A 14,189-nucleotide genomic window follows, 5' to 3' on the forward strand; every position below is an offset into this window, starting at 1 on the left:
CCTCGGTCGCCGGAGGGGCGATCTCCCGAGAATTGAGGGGGTGCGGCGTCGTGCTGCGGGTCCTGCTGGTCGACGACCACCGCTCGTTCACCGACCTGCTCGCGCTCGGCCTGGGCGCCGAGCCCGACCTCGCCGTCGTCGGTGTCGCCCACACCGCCGACGACGCCCGCACGGCGCTCGCCGGGACCGCCCGGTGCGACGTGGTCGTGCTGGACGTCCGGCTGCCCGGCGGCGGGCTGTCCCTGCTCCCGGCGGTGCACGCGGCCGGCGCCCGCGCGCTCGTGCTCACCGCGCACCCCCGGCCCGGACCCGCCCGGCTGGCCCGCGCGGCCGGCGCGGCCGGGTTCCTGGGCAAGGAGGCCCCGCTGACGGAGATCCTTCGTGCAGTCCGGGCCGTCGGGGCCGGCCGGGACCTCGGGGCGGGTGGCACGGTCCCTGCCGCGGCCGGGCCGGCCGCCGACCCGGGCCTGCCGCACCTGACCCCGCGCGAGCTGGAGGTGCTGGGCGGGCTGGCCCGCGGGCGGGACGTCGCCCGCATCGCATCGGGCCTCGCCCTGTCGCCGCATACCGTGCGCGACCACGTCCGCGCCGTGCTGGGCAAGCTGGACGCCCGGTCCCAGCTGGAGGCCGTCGTCGTCGCGGAGCGGCTGGGCCTGGTGGCCTTCGACCCGGAGGGCGAGCCCGTCGCCGACCTCCTCCGATGAAGATCTTGCGGGCGCTGCGGACCCGAAGCCTGCTCGGCCGGACCCTGCTCCGGCACGGCCTGCTCACCGTCACCGCGCTGCTCGTGCTGTGCGGGCTGGTCGCGGGCGGGGTGTGGTGGCTCGCGCACGCCGAGGCCGAGCGCCGCGCCGAGCAGGTGTCCCGGCGGGTCGCGGCGGCCGTCGTGGTGCCGCTGGCCGAGCGCGACCTCGGTGCCGCGGGGGCACGGGACCGGGCGCGGCTGCTCGACGACCTGGAGCCCTTCCGCACGGTCGGCATGGTGTCGCGGGTCAAGGTCTGGCTGGTCGAGCGGGACTCGGCGCGGGTGGTGTTCTCCGACGAGCCGCGGATCGAGGGCGTGACCCGCCGCTTCGACCCGGTCCTCGCCGCCCGCCTGGACGCCGGGGAGGCGGTGGTGCTGACCGTGCCCGACGACCCGGAGCACCGCTACGAGCAGGCCGGCGACCTGCGCGAGGTGTTCCTGGGCTTCTCCGACGTCGCCGGCCGCGCGGCCCGCCTGGAGGTCTACGTCCCGGTCGACGTCGAGGGGGCCACCGCCCGGGCCGTGGGACTCCTGCTGCCGCCGGCGATCGCCGGGATGGGCGCGGTCGCGCTGGCCGTGCTGCCGCTGTCGGTGGCGCTGGCCCGCCGGCGCGAGCGGGACCGGGCCGAGCGGCGCGACGCGGCCCTGTACGGCCTGGCAGCCGGCGAGCTCGCCCGGCGCGACCTCGCCCGCCGGCTGCACGACGACGTGCTGCCCGGCCTGGCCTCGGCAGGGCTGATGCTCGATCTGGCCGCGGCCCGCCCGGAGCTGCTGGGCCGCGCCCGGGAGTCCGTCGGCGACGGGGTCACCCGGATCCGGTCCGTCCTCGACGACCTGGTGCCCGACGACGTCGGCGCGGCCGGGCTGGCTGCGGCGCTGCGCGCCCAGGCCCGGGACGGGATCCCACCGGCCCGGGTCGAGATCGGTGGGGCGGCCGGGCTGACGGACCGGACCGCCGTCCTGCTGCACCGCATCACCGGGGAGCTGCTGCGCAACGCCCGGGCGCACGCGGCGGCGAGCCGGATCACGGTCACGCTGGCCGTCACCGGCGGCACCGCCCGGCTGGACGTGGCCGACGACGGCACCGGTTTCGACCCGGGCACCGGGCCGCAGCCCGGCCACATCGGCCTGCTGCTCGTCCGCCGCGCCGCGGCCGATGCCGGTGGCCGGATCGATGTCCGCAGCGATCCCGGAGCGGGGACGGTGGTCACGGTGGAGCTGCCGGCCGCGACGTGACCAGCGCTCCCGGACGGCAGTGGTCCCGGACGGACGGCAGCGTGCCCGACGGCAGCGTGCCGGACCGCAGCGTTCCGGACGGCACTGTGCGGAAGCGCACTCCCGGCAAACTTGCACGCAGTGCACGTTCGCGCGCATTATCGTTGCGTGACGTCAACTACCCGCGCGACCCGCGCTCCGGAGGAGGCCGCCGCCCACCGGCGCGACGTGCTCATTCCGCTGACCGGCCTGCTGATGGCCCTGTTCGTCGGCGTGCTCTCCAGCACGATCGTGTCCAACGCGCTGCCCCGCATCCTCGGCGACCTCGGCGGCACCCAGGCCGAGTACACCTGGGTGGTCTCGGCGTCGCTGCTGGCGATGACGGCCTCGACCCCGATCTGGGGCAAGCTCGCGGACCTCTACTCCAAGAAGGTGCTGGTCCAGGCGGCGATCGGGATCTTCCTGATCGGCTCGCTGCTCTGCGGCCTGGCCGTCTCGACGTCACAGCTGATCGGTTTCCGGGTGCTGCAGGGGCTCGGCATGGGTGGCCTGCAGTCGCTCGCCCAGGTCGTGATCGCCGCGATCATCACCCCGCGCGAGCGCGGCCGCTACATGGGCTACCTGAGCGCGATCATGTCGCTGGCGGTCGTCGGCGGCCCGCTGCTCGGCGGGGTCATCGTCGACTCCCCGCTGGGCTGGCGCTGGTGCTTCTTCGTCGGCGTCCCGCTCGCCGCGATCGCGCTGGTCGTGCTGCAGCGCACGCTGAACCTCCCGACGGCACCGCGCGACGACGTCTCGATCGACTACCTCGGCGCCCTGGTGATCGCGGCCGGAGTCTCGGCCCTGCTGCTGTGGACCTCGCTGGCCGGCAAGGAGTTCGCCTGGGGCTCGCCGACCTCGATCGGCCTGGTCGTCGCCGGTGTGCTGCTGCTGGGGCTGGCCGTGGTCGTCGAGCGCCGCGCGAAGGAGCCGGTCGTGCCGCCGTTCCTGTTCCGGGACCGGACGTTCGTGCTGGCCACGGTGGCGAGCCTGTTCGTCGGTGTCGCGATGTTCGGCTCGACGATCTTCCTCTCGCAGTACTTCCAGCTCGCCCGGGGCGCGACCGCCACCGAGGCCGGGGTGATGACCCTCCCGATGATCGTCGGGATGTTCGTGGCCTCCAACGTGGCCGGGCAGCTGATCAGCCGCTACGGCCGCTGGAAGCGCTACCTCGTGACCGGCGGCGCGTCCCTGGTCGCCGGCCTGACGCTCGCCGCGGTGATCGTCTCCTCGACCGTGCCGTACTGGCAGGTCGCGATCGCGATGCTGCTCGTCGGCACGGGCGTGGGCATGACCCAGCAGAACCTCGTGCTCGCCGTGCAGAACACGGTGGCGCTGCGCAACATGGGCGCCGCGAGCTCGACGGTCACTTTCTTCCGCTCGCTGGGCGGCTCGGCGGGTGTCGCCGGGCTGGGCGCGCTGCTGGCCTCGGTGGTCGCGTCGCGGACCTCGTCCGGGCTGGCCGCCGCCGGGATCGACGGCGGTGGCGCCACCGCGGGCGGGCAGGTGCCGAACCTGGCCGAGCTGCCCGAGCCCGTCCGGTCGATCGTCATGGACTCCTACGGCCACGCGATCGCCGACATCTTCCTGGTCGCCGCGCCGCTGGCGGCGCTGGCACTGATCGCGATCGTGTTCCTGCGTGAGCGGCCGCTGCGCGACACGATCGACATCGAGCCGGGCGACATCGAGCCGGGCACCGGGCCGGGCACCCCGGCCGGGGCGAGCCCCGGCACCGGGACCCACAGCACCGGGGCCCACGGCCGCACCGGAGCCGACCGCACCGCGGCGGCCGCCGGCACCGCGCCGGTCCTGCACGGCATCGTGCGGGCCGACGGGGCCCCGGCCGCGGGGGCCGTGCTCACCGTCCTCGACCGGGACGGGACCGAGCTGGCCCGCACCCGCGCCGACGACGACGGTCACTACCGGATCTGCGTCGCGACCGGCACCGTCTCCACGGTGTACCGCTGGGAGGGCAGGCCCGCCGCGCACCGGGTGACGGTGCCGCAGGAGGGCATGCGCCTCGACGTCGACCTGGAGCCGCTGCCCGGACCGGCTCGGCCCGAGATCGTCTCGGTGGGCGAGCCCGCGACCCGCGGAGTGGCATTCCCGGAGGCGGTCGCCCCGGGAACGGTGCTCCCGGGAACGGCGGGCCGCACGAACACCGGAGCCGACCGTGGCTGAGCAGGCGCCGCAGGGGCGGCGGGAACGGAAGAAGGCCGCGACGCGGGCGGCGCTGGCCTCGGCGGCGCTGCGCCTGTGCAGCGAGCACGGCGTCGACCAGGTGACCGTCGAGCAGATCGCCGACGCCGCCGACGTCGCACCGCGCACCTTCTTCAACTACTTCACCTCCAAGGAGGAGGCGGTCGTCGCCGGCAACGCGGTGACCGCGGAGATCCTGGTGGACGCGTTCACCGGGCGGCCCGCCGACGAGCCGGTGACCGAGTCGCTGCGCCACGCCCTGCACGCGGTCGTCACCGACCCGGGCTACCTGGACCGCTTCATGCGGTTGCGGGCGCTGCGCACGCACCCGGCCGTCGTCGCCCACCACATGGCCGCCTACGGCGCGCAGGAGCGGGAGCTGGCCGCCGCCGTCGTCGCCCGGACCGGGACCGACCCGGCGAGCGACATGTTCCCGACGCTGGCGGCGGCCGCCACCGTCACCGCGCTGCGCGTCGCCGTGCAGCACTGGCTCGGTGACCACGGCACCGACCCGCGGGAACCGGAGCTGACCCAGCTGGTCGACGAGGCGATGGCGGTGTTCGAGGCCGGGCTGCCCGCCGCGACCGGGGTCCCGGTGTAGGACACCCGCACCACCGGAGAGACTCGCCGCGTGACCGTCACGATCCTCGACCGGCCGGCACCGGCGCCGCTGGAGCTGACCCTGTACCCCGCCGGCGACACCCGAACCATCGACAAGGCGGCCGCCCCGGCGCTGCTGGTGGTGCCCGCGATGGGCGTGCGGGCCTCGTTCTACCGGCCGCTGCTGGAGGCGCTGTGCGAGGCCGGCATCTCGGCCGGGGTCGTCGAGCTGCGCGGGCACCAGGCGCGGCCCGCTCCCCCGCCGTCACGGCGCCACGACCACGGCTACGACGAGCTCGTCGGCGACCTGGGTGCCGCGGTCGAGGCGGTCCGCGACCGGCTGCCCGGCGCGCCGGTGCTCCCGCTCGGGCACAGCCTCGGCGGGCACGTCGCCGCCGCCTACGCGGCCCGGCACCCGGACCGGATCGACGGGCTCGCGCTGGTCGCGTCCGGGAGCGTGCACTGGCGGGCCTGGGGCCTGCGCCACCTGCTGCAGACCCAGGCGGTGGTGGCCGCGGCGGCGGTGCTGGGGCACTTCCCCGGCCACCGGCTCGGGTTCGCCGGGCGGGAGGCCCGCGGCCAGATGGCCGACTGGGGCCGCTGGGCACGCACCGGGCGGCTGGAGTTCGGGCGGCCGCGGGTCGACCACGGGCCGTCGATCGCGGCCGTGCACCTGCCGGTGCTCGGGATGAGCTTCGAGCACGACCGGCTGGCCCCGCCCGGGTCGGCGGAGGCCCTGCTGGGGATGTTCCGTTCCGCCGAGGTGACCCGCGAGCATCTCCGGATCGATGCGGCGCGGCCGCACTTCGGGTGGGCCCGCGAGCCCGGATCGGTGGTCCCGGCCCTGGCCGGCTGGGCGCGGACGGTCACCCGGAGCTGAGCGCCGGGCCGGCCCCTCAGGCCCGCCGGCGCCCCGACCAGTGCGGCTCGACGGCCGCCCAGTCCAGCTCCCAGGCGTGGGCGAACCGGCGCGCCGTCCACCGGAAGCCCAGCCAGCCCGCGGCCAGCACCAGCAGCCCCCACAGCACGACGGTCATGAACCCGGCCGCGAAGCCGACGGTGAGCGCGTCGGCCGCGGTCGCCGGCGGGGTGGTCAGCGCCCCGTCCGGGCCGGTCCAGACGGTGATCCGGTCGCCGACGTCGTACAGGCCGGGCACCGAGGTGCCCGCGGTGCGCTCCGACCCGTCGGGCGCGGTCCAGGCGACGGTGAGGGCCTGCTGCCCGGACTGGAGGTCGCCGACCGCGGTGGCACGCTCGGTCACCACCGCCGGGACCGGGGTCCGCTCGGTCGCCTCGGTGGCGCCGCGCTCGAGCACGGTGCCGTGCGCGGCGGAACCGGCCAGCCACGTCAGCAGCAACCCGATCGCGACGAGCAGGCCCAGCCCGACGGACAGGGCGTCCTCCCACCTGGCCGCCGTGCGGCGGAGCCGGTCCGCTGCTCCCGGTGCCGGGCGCGGGCCCGTGCGGCCGGGACCATCGGCAGTGCGCATCGTTCCTCCTCGGAAGAATTCGGACGGAAGCGGCCCGACGACCGACAGTGCGGGCCCCATTACCGACCATTACCCCCGTTATCGGTTCGATACATCCTCCCGGGACGAGGATCACCCCGTGAAACGGTGCACGTCGCCCCGTCGTGCGACCGGTCCGGGCCCGTCGGGAGGGTCACGGCGACCCGCCGCGGGCGACGCTTGTGCGCCCCCGGCACGATCCGTTTACTGGCCGGGCCCGGCGGACCGGTCGGCACTGATCACGAGCACGAGACCGAGCACGAGGCCGAGCACGAGGCCGGGATCGAGCACGAGCACGACGAGGAGGAGCGATGCCCGCAGCGCGGCTGCGTGCGGCGCGGGCGCTGGTGCCGCTGCTCGTCCTGGGCCTGGCCCTGGCCGGGTGTGCCGGCGGGCCGCCGGTCTCGCGGTCGGCGCCCGGGGAGGTCACGGTCGCGCTGAGCACTCCGCCGTCCGGTCTGAACTACACCCGCAACTCCGGCGTCGCGATCCCGCAGGCCCTGCTCTACAACGTCTACGAGACGCTGGTCAAGATCGCCCCGGACGGGCGGTTGCAGCCGCTGCTCGCCGAGAGCTGGACCGTGAGCCCCGACCGTCTGGAGTACACGTTCACGCTGCGTCGCGGCGTCACCTTCACCGACGGCACCCCGTTCACCGCCGACGACGTGGTCTTCAGCTTCGACCGCCTCGACACCTGGACGACCGCGAGCGCCGGGCAGCTGTCCCGCATCGCCGAGACCCGGGCCCCGTCCCCGCACGTCGTTCAGCTACGGCTGTCCGAGCCGGACAACGCGCTGCTCGCGTCGCTGGCCGGGCCGGCCGGGACGATCTTCACCCCGAGCGGGGCCGGCACGCTCGCCACCGACCCGGTCGGCACCGGCCCCTACGACGTCGCCTCCTACGACACCGGGGCGACGATGCGACTGGTGGCCCACGACGGCTGGTGGGGCGGCCGGCCGCCGATGCGGGCGATCACCCTGGCCTACTACACCGACCCGACCGCGCAGACCAACGCGCTGCTCACCGGCGGCCCCGACGCCGCGCTCGGGGTCGGCTCGCCGCAGCTGCTCCCCCGGTTCGCCGACGACCCCGCCTTCCGGGTCACCGAGGGCACCACCAACGGCGAGATGGTGCTGGCCATGAACAACGCCGCGCCGCCGTTCGACGACGTGCGGCTGCGCCGGGCCGTGCGGCACGCGGTCGACGACGACGCCGTCCGCGAGATCGCGATGGAGGGCCGCGGCACGCCGATCACCTCGATGGTCCCGCCCACCGACCCGTGGTTCGACGACCGGCCGGACCCCTACCCGCACGACCCGGCGCGGGCCCGGGAGCTGCTGGCCGGGGAGCATCCGGAGATCTCGTTCAAGGTCCCGAACCTGCCGCAGTACGTCCGCGCGGCCCAGGCCGTGCAGTCCGACCTGCAGGCCGCCGGGTTCGTCGTCGACCTGCAGCTGCTGGAGTTCCCCGCGGTGTGGCTCGGCGAGGTCTTCACCGGGCACGACTACCAGCTGTCGATGGTGATCCACGCCGAGCCGCGTGACATCGGCACGTTCTCCTCGCCGACGTCGTACTTCGGGTTCGACGATCCCCGGGCGGCCGCGGTGCTCGCCGCGGCCCGCTCCGGCCCGCCCGAGCAGTATGTCGACCGGATGCGGGAGTACGCCCGGATCGTCACCGACGAGGCCGCGGCCGGCTTCCTGTACCTCACGCCGTGGCTCAACGTGGTGCACGCCGACGTGACCGGCGAGCCGACCGGCAACGCCTCGGAGTCGATCGACCTGACCGCGATCCGGCGGGCGGGCCGGTGAGGGCCGCGGCCGCGGTGCTGCGCCGGCTCGGGATCTTCGCCCTCACCGCGGTACTGGCGTCGATGGTGGTGTTCGCGCTGCTCGCGGTCGTCCCGGGCGACCCGGCGCAGGTGGCGCTCGGCCTCACCGCGACCCCGGAGAAGCTGGCCGCCGCGCGCGCGGAGATGGGGCTCGACCGGCCGCTGCCGGTGCAGTACCTGGACTGGGCCACCGGGCTGCTCGGCGGGGACCTCGGTACGTCCGCGGTGACCGGGCGCCCGGTCGGGCCGGAGCTGGCGTCGCGGGCGTGGGTCACGGCCGTGCTCGTCGCCGCCGGGATGGCGGTGGCGGTGCTGGTGGCGGTGCCGATGGGCGTCGTGGCCGCGGTGCGCCGTCGCCGGCCGGACGGGATGCTGCTCTCGGGGCTGTCCCAGGTCGGCATCGCGGTGCCGGCGTTCCTGGCCGGGCTGCTGCTGATCACCGTGTTCGCGGTGCGGCTGCAGTGGTTCCCCTCCGGCGGTTGGACCCGGGACGGCGACGGGCTCGCCGACCTGCTGTCCTACCTGGTGCTGCCCGCGATCTCGCTCGGGGTCGTGCAGGGTGCGGTGCTGGCCCGCTACGTCCGCTCCGCGGTGCTCGACGTGCTGCGCGAGGACTACCTGCGCACCGCCCGGGCCAAGGGGCTGCCCCCGCTGCGGGCGCTGCTGCGCCACGGCCTGCGCAACGCGGCGATCCCGGTGCTGACCGTCGGGGGCGTGCAGCTGGGCGTGATGCTGGTGGGCGCGGTCGTCGTCGAGAAGGTGTTCGTGATCAACGGGCTGGGGTCGATGCTGCTGGAGAAGGTCGGGAACCGGGACATGGTCGCCGTGCAGGGCATCGTGACGGTGCTGGTGCTCGCGGTACTGGTGATCAACCTGGTGGTCGACCTGCTCTACACCGTCATCGACCCCCGGCTGCGGGAGGCGCCGTGATGGTCCGCTCCGGAGCGGTGATCGTCGGGCTGGTCCTGGCCTGCGCGCTGCTGTCGCTGCTGTGGACGCCGTTCGACCCCCTCCCCACCGACGCGGCCGCGCGGCTGCTCGGGCCGTTGACCGACGGCCACCTGCTCGGCACCGACCCCTACGGCCGCGACGTCGTCTCGCTGCTGATGTACGGCTCCCGGATCACCCTGCTCGTCGGGCTGGCCGCGGTGGCGATCGCGCTGGTCGTCGGGGTGCCGGCGGGGATCGGGGCCGGCATGGCGGGCGGCTGGGTCGACCAGGTCGTCATGCGGGCCACCGACGTGGCGCTGGCGTTCCCGGCACTGCTGCTGGTGATCGTGTTCGGGGCGGCGTTCGGGGCCGGTGCGACGACGGCGGTGCTGGCGCTGGGTATCGCGGCCGCACCGTCGTTCGCCCGGGTGGCCCGCTCGGGGACGCTGCAGGTGATGGCGCGCGAGTACGTGACGGCGGCCCGCGCAGCCAACCGCGGCCCGCTCTGGATCGCACGCCGGCACGTGCTGCCCAACATCGGCGGGCTGCTGGTCGTGCAGTCCTCGGTGGCGTTCTCGATCGCCGTGCTCGCCGAGGCCGCGCTGTCCTACCTGGGTTTCGGTACCCGCCCGCCGACGCCGTCGTGGGGCCGGATGCTGCAGGAGGGCCAGAGCCACATCTACGACCACCCGCTGCTCGTGCTCTGGCCCGGGTGCGCGATCGCGGTGACGGTGCTGGGGCTGAACCTGCTCGGCGACGGGCTGCGGGACCGGTTCGACCCCCGGTCGCGGGCCCCGGAGGGGACGGCGGCGCTGTGAGAACTTTCGGGGCGAGCACCGGCGGGGCGAGCAGCGGCGCGGCGAGCAGCGGCGCGGCGAACACCACTGCGGCGAGCACCGTCGAGGTGCGCGACCTGCGGGTGCACGCGGGTGCCCGGGAGCTCGTGCGCGGGGTGGACCTGACGATCGCCCCCGGCGAGCGGGTGGGGCTGATCGGCGGCTCCGGCAGCGGCAAGTCGCTGACCGCGTACGCCCTGATGGGCCTGCTCGACGACGAGCTGCACGCCACCGGGTCGGTCACCGTCGGCGGGGTCGACGTGCTGCGTGCCGGCGAGCGCACGATGAGCCGCACCCGCGGCCGCGTCGCCTCGGTGGTGTTCCAGGAACCGATGACGGCCCTGAACCCGCTGATGACGGTCGGGGCGCAGGTCGCGGAGGCGGTGCTGTGGCACGGCGGCGGCTCCCGGGCGGCCGCGCGGCGCCGTGCCGTGGAGCTGCTCGACCTGGTCCGGCTGCCCGACCCGGCCGGTGCCGCCCGCAGCTTCCCGCACCAGCTCTCCGGCGGGCAGCGGCAGCGCGTGGTGATCGCGATCGCGCTGGCCAACGACCCGGCACTGCTGATCTGCGACGAGCCGACGACCGCGCTGGACGTCACCGTGCAGGCCCGCGTGCTCGAGCTCGTCGCCGAGCTGGTCCGGGCCCGCGACACCGCGCTGCTGTTCATCAGCCACGACCTCGCCGTCGTCGGCGCGATGGCCGACCGGGTCGCGGTGATGCACGACGGGCGGGTGGTCGAGACCGGGCCGGTGCGTGAGGTGCTCGGCGCACCCCGGCACGAGCACACCCGCGCGCTGCTGGCCGCTTCCGGGACGGGCGGGCCGCGGACCCGTCCGGCCGCCGGCGTCGGGCACTCGGCCCTCGAGCCGGCGGCCCCGGACGCCCGCCCGGTCTTCCTCGCCGAGGACGGCACGACACCGCTGATCCGTGCCCGGGACCTGCGCCGCGACTACCCCGGGCGGCGCACCGGCCTGCTCGGTCGCTCCGCCCCGGTCGCCGGGCTGCGCGGGGTCTCGTTCGACATCGCCGAGGGCGCCGCGGTCGGGCTGGTCGGCGAGTCGGGGTCGGGCAAGTCGACGCTGCTGCGGCTGATCGCCGGCCTGGACACCGCCACCGCGGGGTCGGTGGAGGTCGCCGGCTGCGACCCCGCGACCGCGGACCGGGCCGCCCTGCGCCGGCTGCGCGGCGACGTCTCGGTCGTCTTCCAGGACCCGGCCGGGTCGCTGGACCCGCGGATGACGGTCGCGCAGATCGTCGCCGAACCCCTGCACGGGCTCCCCCGTGCCGAGACCGCCGACCGGGTCCGGGAGGTCGTCGCGAGCGTCGGGTTGCCGCCGGACGCGCTCGAGCGGCACCCGCACCGCTTCTCCGGCGGGCAGCGGCAGCGGATCTCGATCGCCCGCGCGCTCGTCACCCGGCCCCGGATCCTGGTCGCCGACGAGCCCGTCAGCGCCCTGGACGTGTCGGTGCGCGGGCAGGTGCTCGACCTGATCACCGACCTGGCCGGCAGCCACGACCTGACGCTGCTGTTCATCGCGCACGACCTCGGCGTCGTCGCGCAGGTGTGCGACCGGGTGCTGGTGCTCGCCGACGGCCGGATCGTCGAGGGCGGCCCGGTCGGTGACGTCTACGACCGGCCCCGGCACCCGTTCACCGCGGAGCTGGTGGCCGCCACCCCGCGACTCGCCGACGCGCTCCGGCAGGCGTGATGCCCGGGCCCGCCGGGTCGGCTCAGCCGGTGCCCGCGGTCCGCTTCGGCAGCACCCAGTCCGGCCGCGGGAAGTGGCAGTTGTAGCCGTAGGGGAACTTCTGCAGGTAGTCCTGGTGCTCCGGCTCGGCCTCCCAGAAGTCACCGGCCGGTTCGACGTCGGTGCTCACCCGGCCCGGCCAGAGCCCGGACGCGTCGACGTCGGCGATGGTGTCCAGGGCGACCCGCTTCTGCTCCTCGGTCGTGTAGAAGATCGCGGAGCGGTAGCTGCGGCCGATGTCGTTGCCCTGGCGGTCCTTCGTCGTCGGGTCGTGGATCTGGAAGAGGAACTCCAGGATCTCGCGGTAGGAGATCTGCTCCGGCTCGAACACGATCTCGACGGCCTCGGCGTGGTCGCCGTGGCTGCGGTAGGTCGCGTTCGGGGTGTTCGGGTCGCCGGAGTAGCCGACCCGGGTGGAGACGACGCCGGGGCGCTTGCGCAGCAGCTCCTGCACACCCCAGAAGCAGCCGCCGGCGAGGATGGCGGTCTCGGTCATCGGACGAACCTCCTGTGTCGTGTACCCGTCCGTGCAACGGCTGGCACGGGACGGATGTTCCGTGGTGCGCAACCGGATCCGCACGGGACCTTCGCCCCTGGGACGTGCCGGTGGCGCGGGCGCAGCATGGCGCAGGCGGCCGGACCCTCGCGGGACGGACGCCCGGTCCGGCCCGTCCCCGCCAGGCCACCGCCCCCGACCGGGCGTCCGGGCGGGCCGGCCCGTCCGGCGGACTCAGCCGCCGTCGTGCCGGGACGGCCGGGTGACGGCATCGGCATCCGACGGCCCGCTGCCGGACGGCCCGCCGTTCGTGTGCCCGCTTCCGGTGGCCCCGCTCCCGCCCGGCTCCGCGCCGGTCGGCCCGGCACCGGTTGGCCCCGCACCGGACTGCCTTGCGCCGGTGGGCCCGGTACCGGTGGAACCGCTGCCGGACGACCCGCCGGTGGTGACCCGGCCGTCCGTCGATCCGCCATCGGCCGGCCCACCGTCGGGCGGCCCACCGTCGGCCGGTGTCGCGGCGCCCGTAGCGGGGTCACCGCCCTCGATCCGGGCCGGCTCGGCCGCATCGTCGTCGGCCACAGCGCCGCCTGCCACGGCATCACCGGTCACAGCATCACCGGTCACAGTGTCGCCGGCGGCCGCGCCGTCGGCCGTGCTGCCGCCGGGCGGGGCGCTCCCGTCCGGCCCGGCCACCTCGGCGAACCGCTGGTCCCGGGTGTCGATCTGCTCGCCCAGGTAGCGCAGCAGCACGGCGAACACGGCGGCGACCGGCACGGCCAGGAACGCCCCGGCGATCCCGGCCAGCGACCCGCCCGCGGTCACCGCGAGCAGCACCACGGCGCCGTGCAGCTTCAGGCTCTGCCCCTGCAGGATCGGCTGCAGCACGTTGCCCTCGACCTGCTGCACCCCCACGACCAGCACCAGCACCGCGACCGCGGTCCCGAAGCCCTGGGTGACCAGCGCGATCAGCACCGCCAGCGCCCCGGCGACGAACGCACCGACGATCGGGATGAACCCGCCGAGGAACGTCAGGATCGCCAGCGGCAGCGCCAGCGGGACGCTGAGCAGCACCAGCCCGATCCCGATGAGCACCGCGTCGATCAGGCTGACCAGGGCCTGGACCCGGATGAACCCACCGAGCACCGCCCACATCCGGGACAGCACCTCGGCCAGGTGCCCGCCCGCGGTGCGCCCGGCGATCCCGGTGAGCCACGGCAGGAAACGCGGGCCGTCCTTGACGAAGAAGAACGTCAGGACCAGCGCGAGGACCACCGCGAGCAGGCCGGACGCGACCGTGGAGACCCCGGTCAGCACCCCGCCCGCGATGGCCGTGGCGCTCTGCTGCAGCTGCCGCGTGGCCTGGTCGATGATGGTGCCGATCTGGCCCTCACCGAGGTTCAGCGGTGGCCCGAACGCCCACTGCTGGATCTGGCCGATCCCGGCCACCACGCCGTTCACGATCTGCTGGGTCTGGCCGACGACCGACGGCGCGATCGCGACGAACAGTCCGGTGATCGCCCCGAGCGCCACCAGGATCACGACCAGTGCGGCCAGCGCGGGCGGCACCTTGCGCCGGATCAGCCAGGCGGCCGGCGGGCGCAGCACCGTGGTGAACAGGATGGCGAGGACCACCGGCCACAGCACCACCCAGAACATGCCGATCACGTATCCGGCGATCACCAGGCCGACCGCGATCAGCGCGACCCGCAGGGACCAGGCGGCCAGCCAGGTCAGCCCGTTCCCGATCACCGTGCCCCGCGGGGCGACCGACGGCGTCGGCGCCGGGCTCAGTACCGACCCACCGGCGGGATCACGGCGGGGCACGACGTGCTCGTTCCGCCGGACCACCGGTTGCGACCGCGACTCCATGGTCCCCCTCTCGTCCGAACCGTGCTGCGGCGGAACACTATCGGCGCCGGGGCTCCGGCGCCCGCGGGCGACACCGGCACGGACGTGGCAGGAATTACCCGTCCACTGTCGTATCCGCCCCTGTCCGCGGCACCGGAACGGGCGGATCCTGGTGAGGCAGGTGCACAGCACCG

The 14,189-nt window shown here is 75.4% G+C and carries 12 protein-coding genes; 9 read left to right on the plus strand and 3 right to left on the minus strand.

The window, feature by feature from the left end; all coding sequences use genetic code 11:
- Nucleotides 1–50: 50 nt before the first annotated feature.
- From BM093_RS36190 to BM093_RS26200, 5 genes are all read left to right on the plus strand, one after another.
- A complete protein-coding gene (locus tag BM093_RS36190; protein ID WP_177238717.1) occupies nt 51–704 on the plus strand; it encodes a response regulator transcription factor in 654 nt (217 codons plus the stop codon).
- Nucleotides 701–1,981, plus strand: coding sequence for a sensor histidine kinase (locus tag BM093_RS26185; protein WP_093351450.1), 1,281 nt, complete (start codon nt 701–703; stop codon nt 1,979–1,981). The genes BM093_RS36190 and BM093_RS26185 overlap by 4 nt, the downstream gene beginning before the upstream one ends.
- A gap of 147 nt (nt 1,982–2,128) precedes the next feature.
- The gene (locus tag BM093_RS26190; RefSeq protein ID WP_245773815.1) at nt 2,129–4,180 is read left to right on the plus strand and encodes an MFS transporter; all 2,052 of its coding nucleotides are present in this window, start codon (nt 2,129–2,131) and stop codon (nt 4,178–4,180) included.
- Nucleotides 4,173–4,799 carry an acyl-CoA-like ligand-binding transcription factor gene (locus BM093_RS26195; protein WP_093351456.1) on the plus strand — a complete coding sequence of 209 codons (627 nt, stop codon included), beginning with the start codon at nt 4,173–4,175 and terminating at the stop codon, nt 4,797–4,799. The genes BM093_RS26190 and BM093_RS26195 overlap by 8 nt, the downstream gene beginning before the upstream one ends.
- 30 nt (nt 4,800–4,829) lie before the next feature.
- Entirely contained in the window at nt 4,830–5,678 is an 849-nt protein-coding gene (locus tag BM093_RS26200; protein WP_093351459.1) for an alpha/beta hydrolase family protein, read from the plus strand.
- A 16-nt stretch (nt 5,679–5,694) separates the two neighbouring features.
- On the opposite strand, the gene BM093_RS26205 is transcribed toward BM093_RS26200, so the two are convergent.
- Nucleotides 5,695–6,288, minus strand: coding sequence for an Rv1733c family protein (locus BM093_RS26205; protein WP_093351462.1), 594 nt, complete (start codon nt 6,286–6,288; stop codon nt 5,695–5,697).
- Between the two features lie 329 nt (nt 6,289–6,617).
- On the opposite strand from BM093_RS26205, the gene BM093_RS26210 reads away from it, so the two are divergent.
- Genes BM093_RS26210 through BM093_RS26225 form a run of 4 tightly spaced genes read left to right on the plus strand, consistent with a single transcriptional unit; the run spans nt 6,618 to nt 11,612 of the window.
- Nucleotides 6,618–8,117, plus strand: coding sequence for an ABC transporter substrate-binding protein (locus tag BM093_RS26210; RefSeq protein WP_093351466.1), 1,500 nt, complete (start codon nt 6,618–6,620; stop codon nt 8,115–8,117).
- The gene (locus tag BM093_RS26215) at nt 8,114–9,067 is read left to right on the plus strand and encodes an ABC transporter permease (RefSeq protein WP_281248734.1); all 954 of its coding nucleotides are present in this window, start codon (nt 8,114–8,116) and stop codon (nt 9,065–9,067) included. Before BM093_RS26210 ends, BM093_RS26215 begins: the two co-directional genes overlap by 4 nt.
- Complete coding sequence (locus tag BM093_RS26220) at nt 9,067–9,885, plus strand: ABC transporter permease (protein ID WP_093351469.1); 819 nt, start codon at nt 9,067–9,069, stop codon at nt 9,883–9,885. The genes BM093_RS26215 and BM093_RS26220 overlap by 1 nt, the downstream gene beginning before the upstream one ends.
- On the plus strand, nt 9,882–11,612 hold the full coding sequence (locus BM093_RS26225; RefSeq protein WP_093351474.1) for a dipeptide ABC transporter ATP-binding protein: 1,731 nt from the start codon (nt 9,882–9,884) through the stop codon (nt 11,610–11,612). Before BM093_RS26220 ends, BM093_RS26225 begins: the two co-directional genes overlap by 4 nt.
- Before the next feature lie 22 nt (nt 11,613–11,634).
- Here BM093_RS26225 and msrA read toward each other — a convergent pair whose 3' ends face one another.
- Both msrA and BM093_RS38015 read right to left on the minus strand, forming a co-directional pair.
- Entirely contained in the window at nt 11,635–12,147 is a 513-nt protein-coding gene (msrA, locus tag BM093_RS26230; protein WP_093351478.1) for a peptide-methionine (S)-S-oxide reductase MsrA, read from the minus strand.
- 234 nt (nt 12,148–12,381) lie between these two features.
- The gene (locus tag BM093_RS38015; protein ID WP_281248735.1) at nt 12,382–13,971 is read right to left on the minus strand and encodes an AI-2E family transporter; all 1,590 of its coding nucleotides are present in this window, start codon (nt 13,969–13,971) and stop codon (nt 12,382–12,384) included.
- Between the last annotated feature and the right edge of the window lie 218 nt (nt 13,972–14,189).

The organism is Pseudonocardia ammonioxydans (genome assembly GCF_900115005.1).
In the GTDB taxonomy this organism is placed as follows: Bacteria; Actinomycetota; Actinomycetes; order Mycobacteriales; family Pseudonocardiaceae; genus Pseudonocardia; species Pseudonocardia ammonioxydans.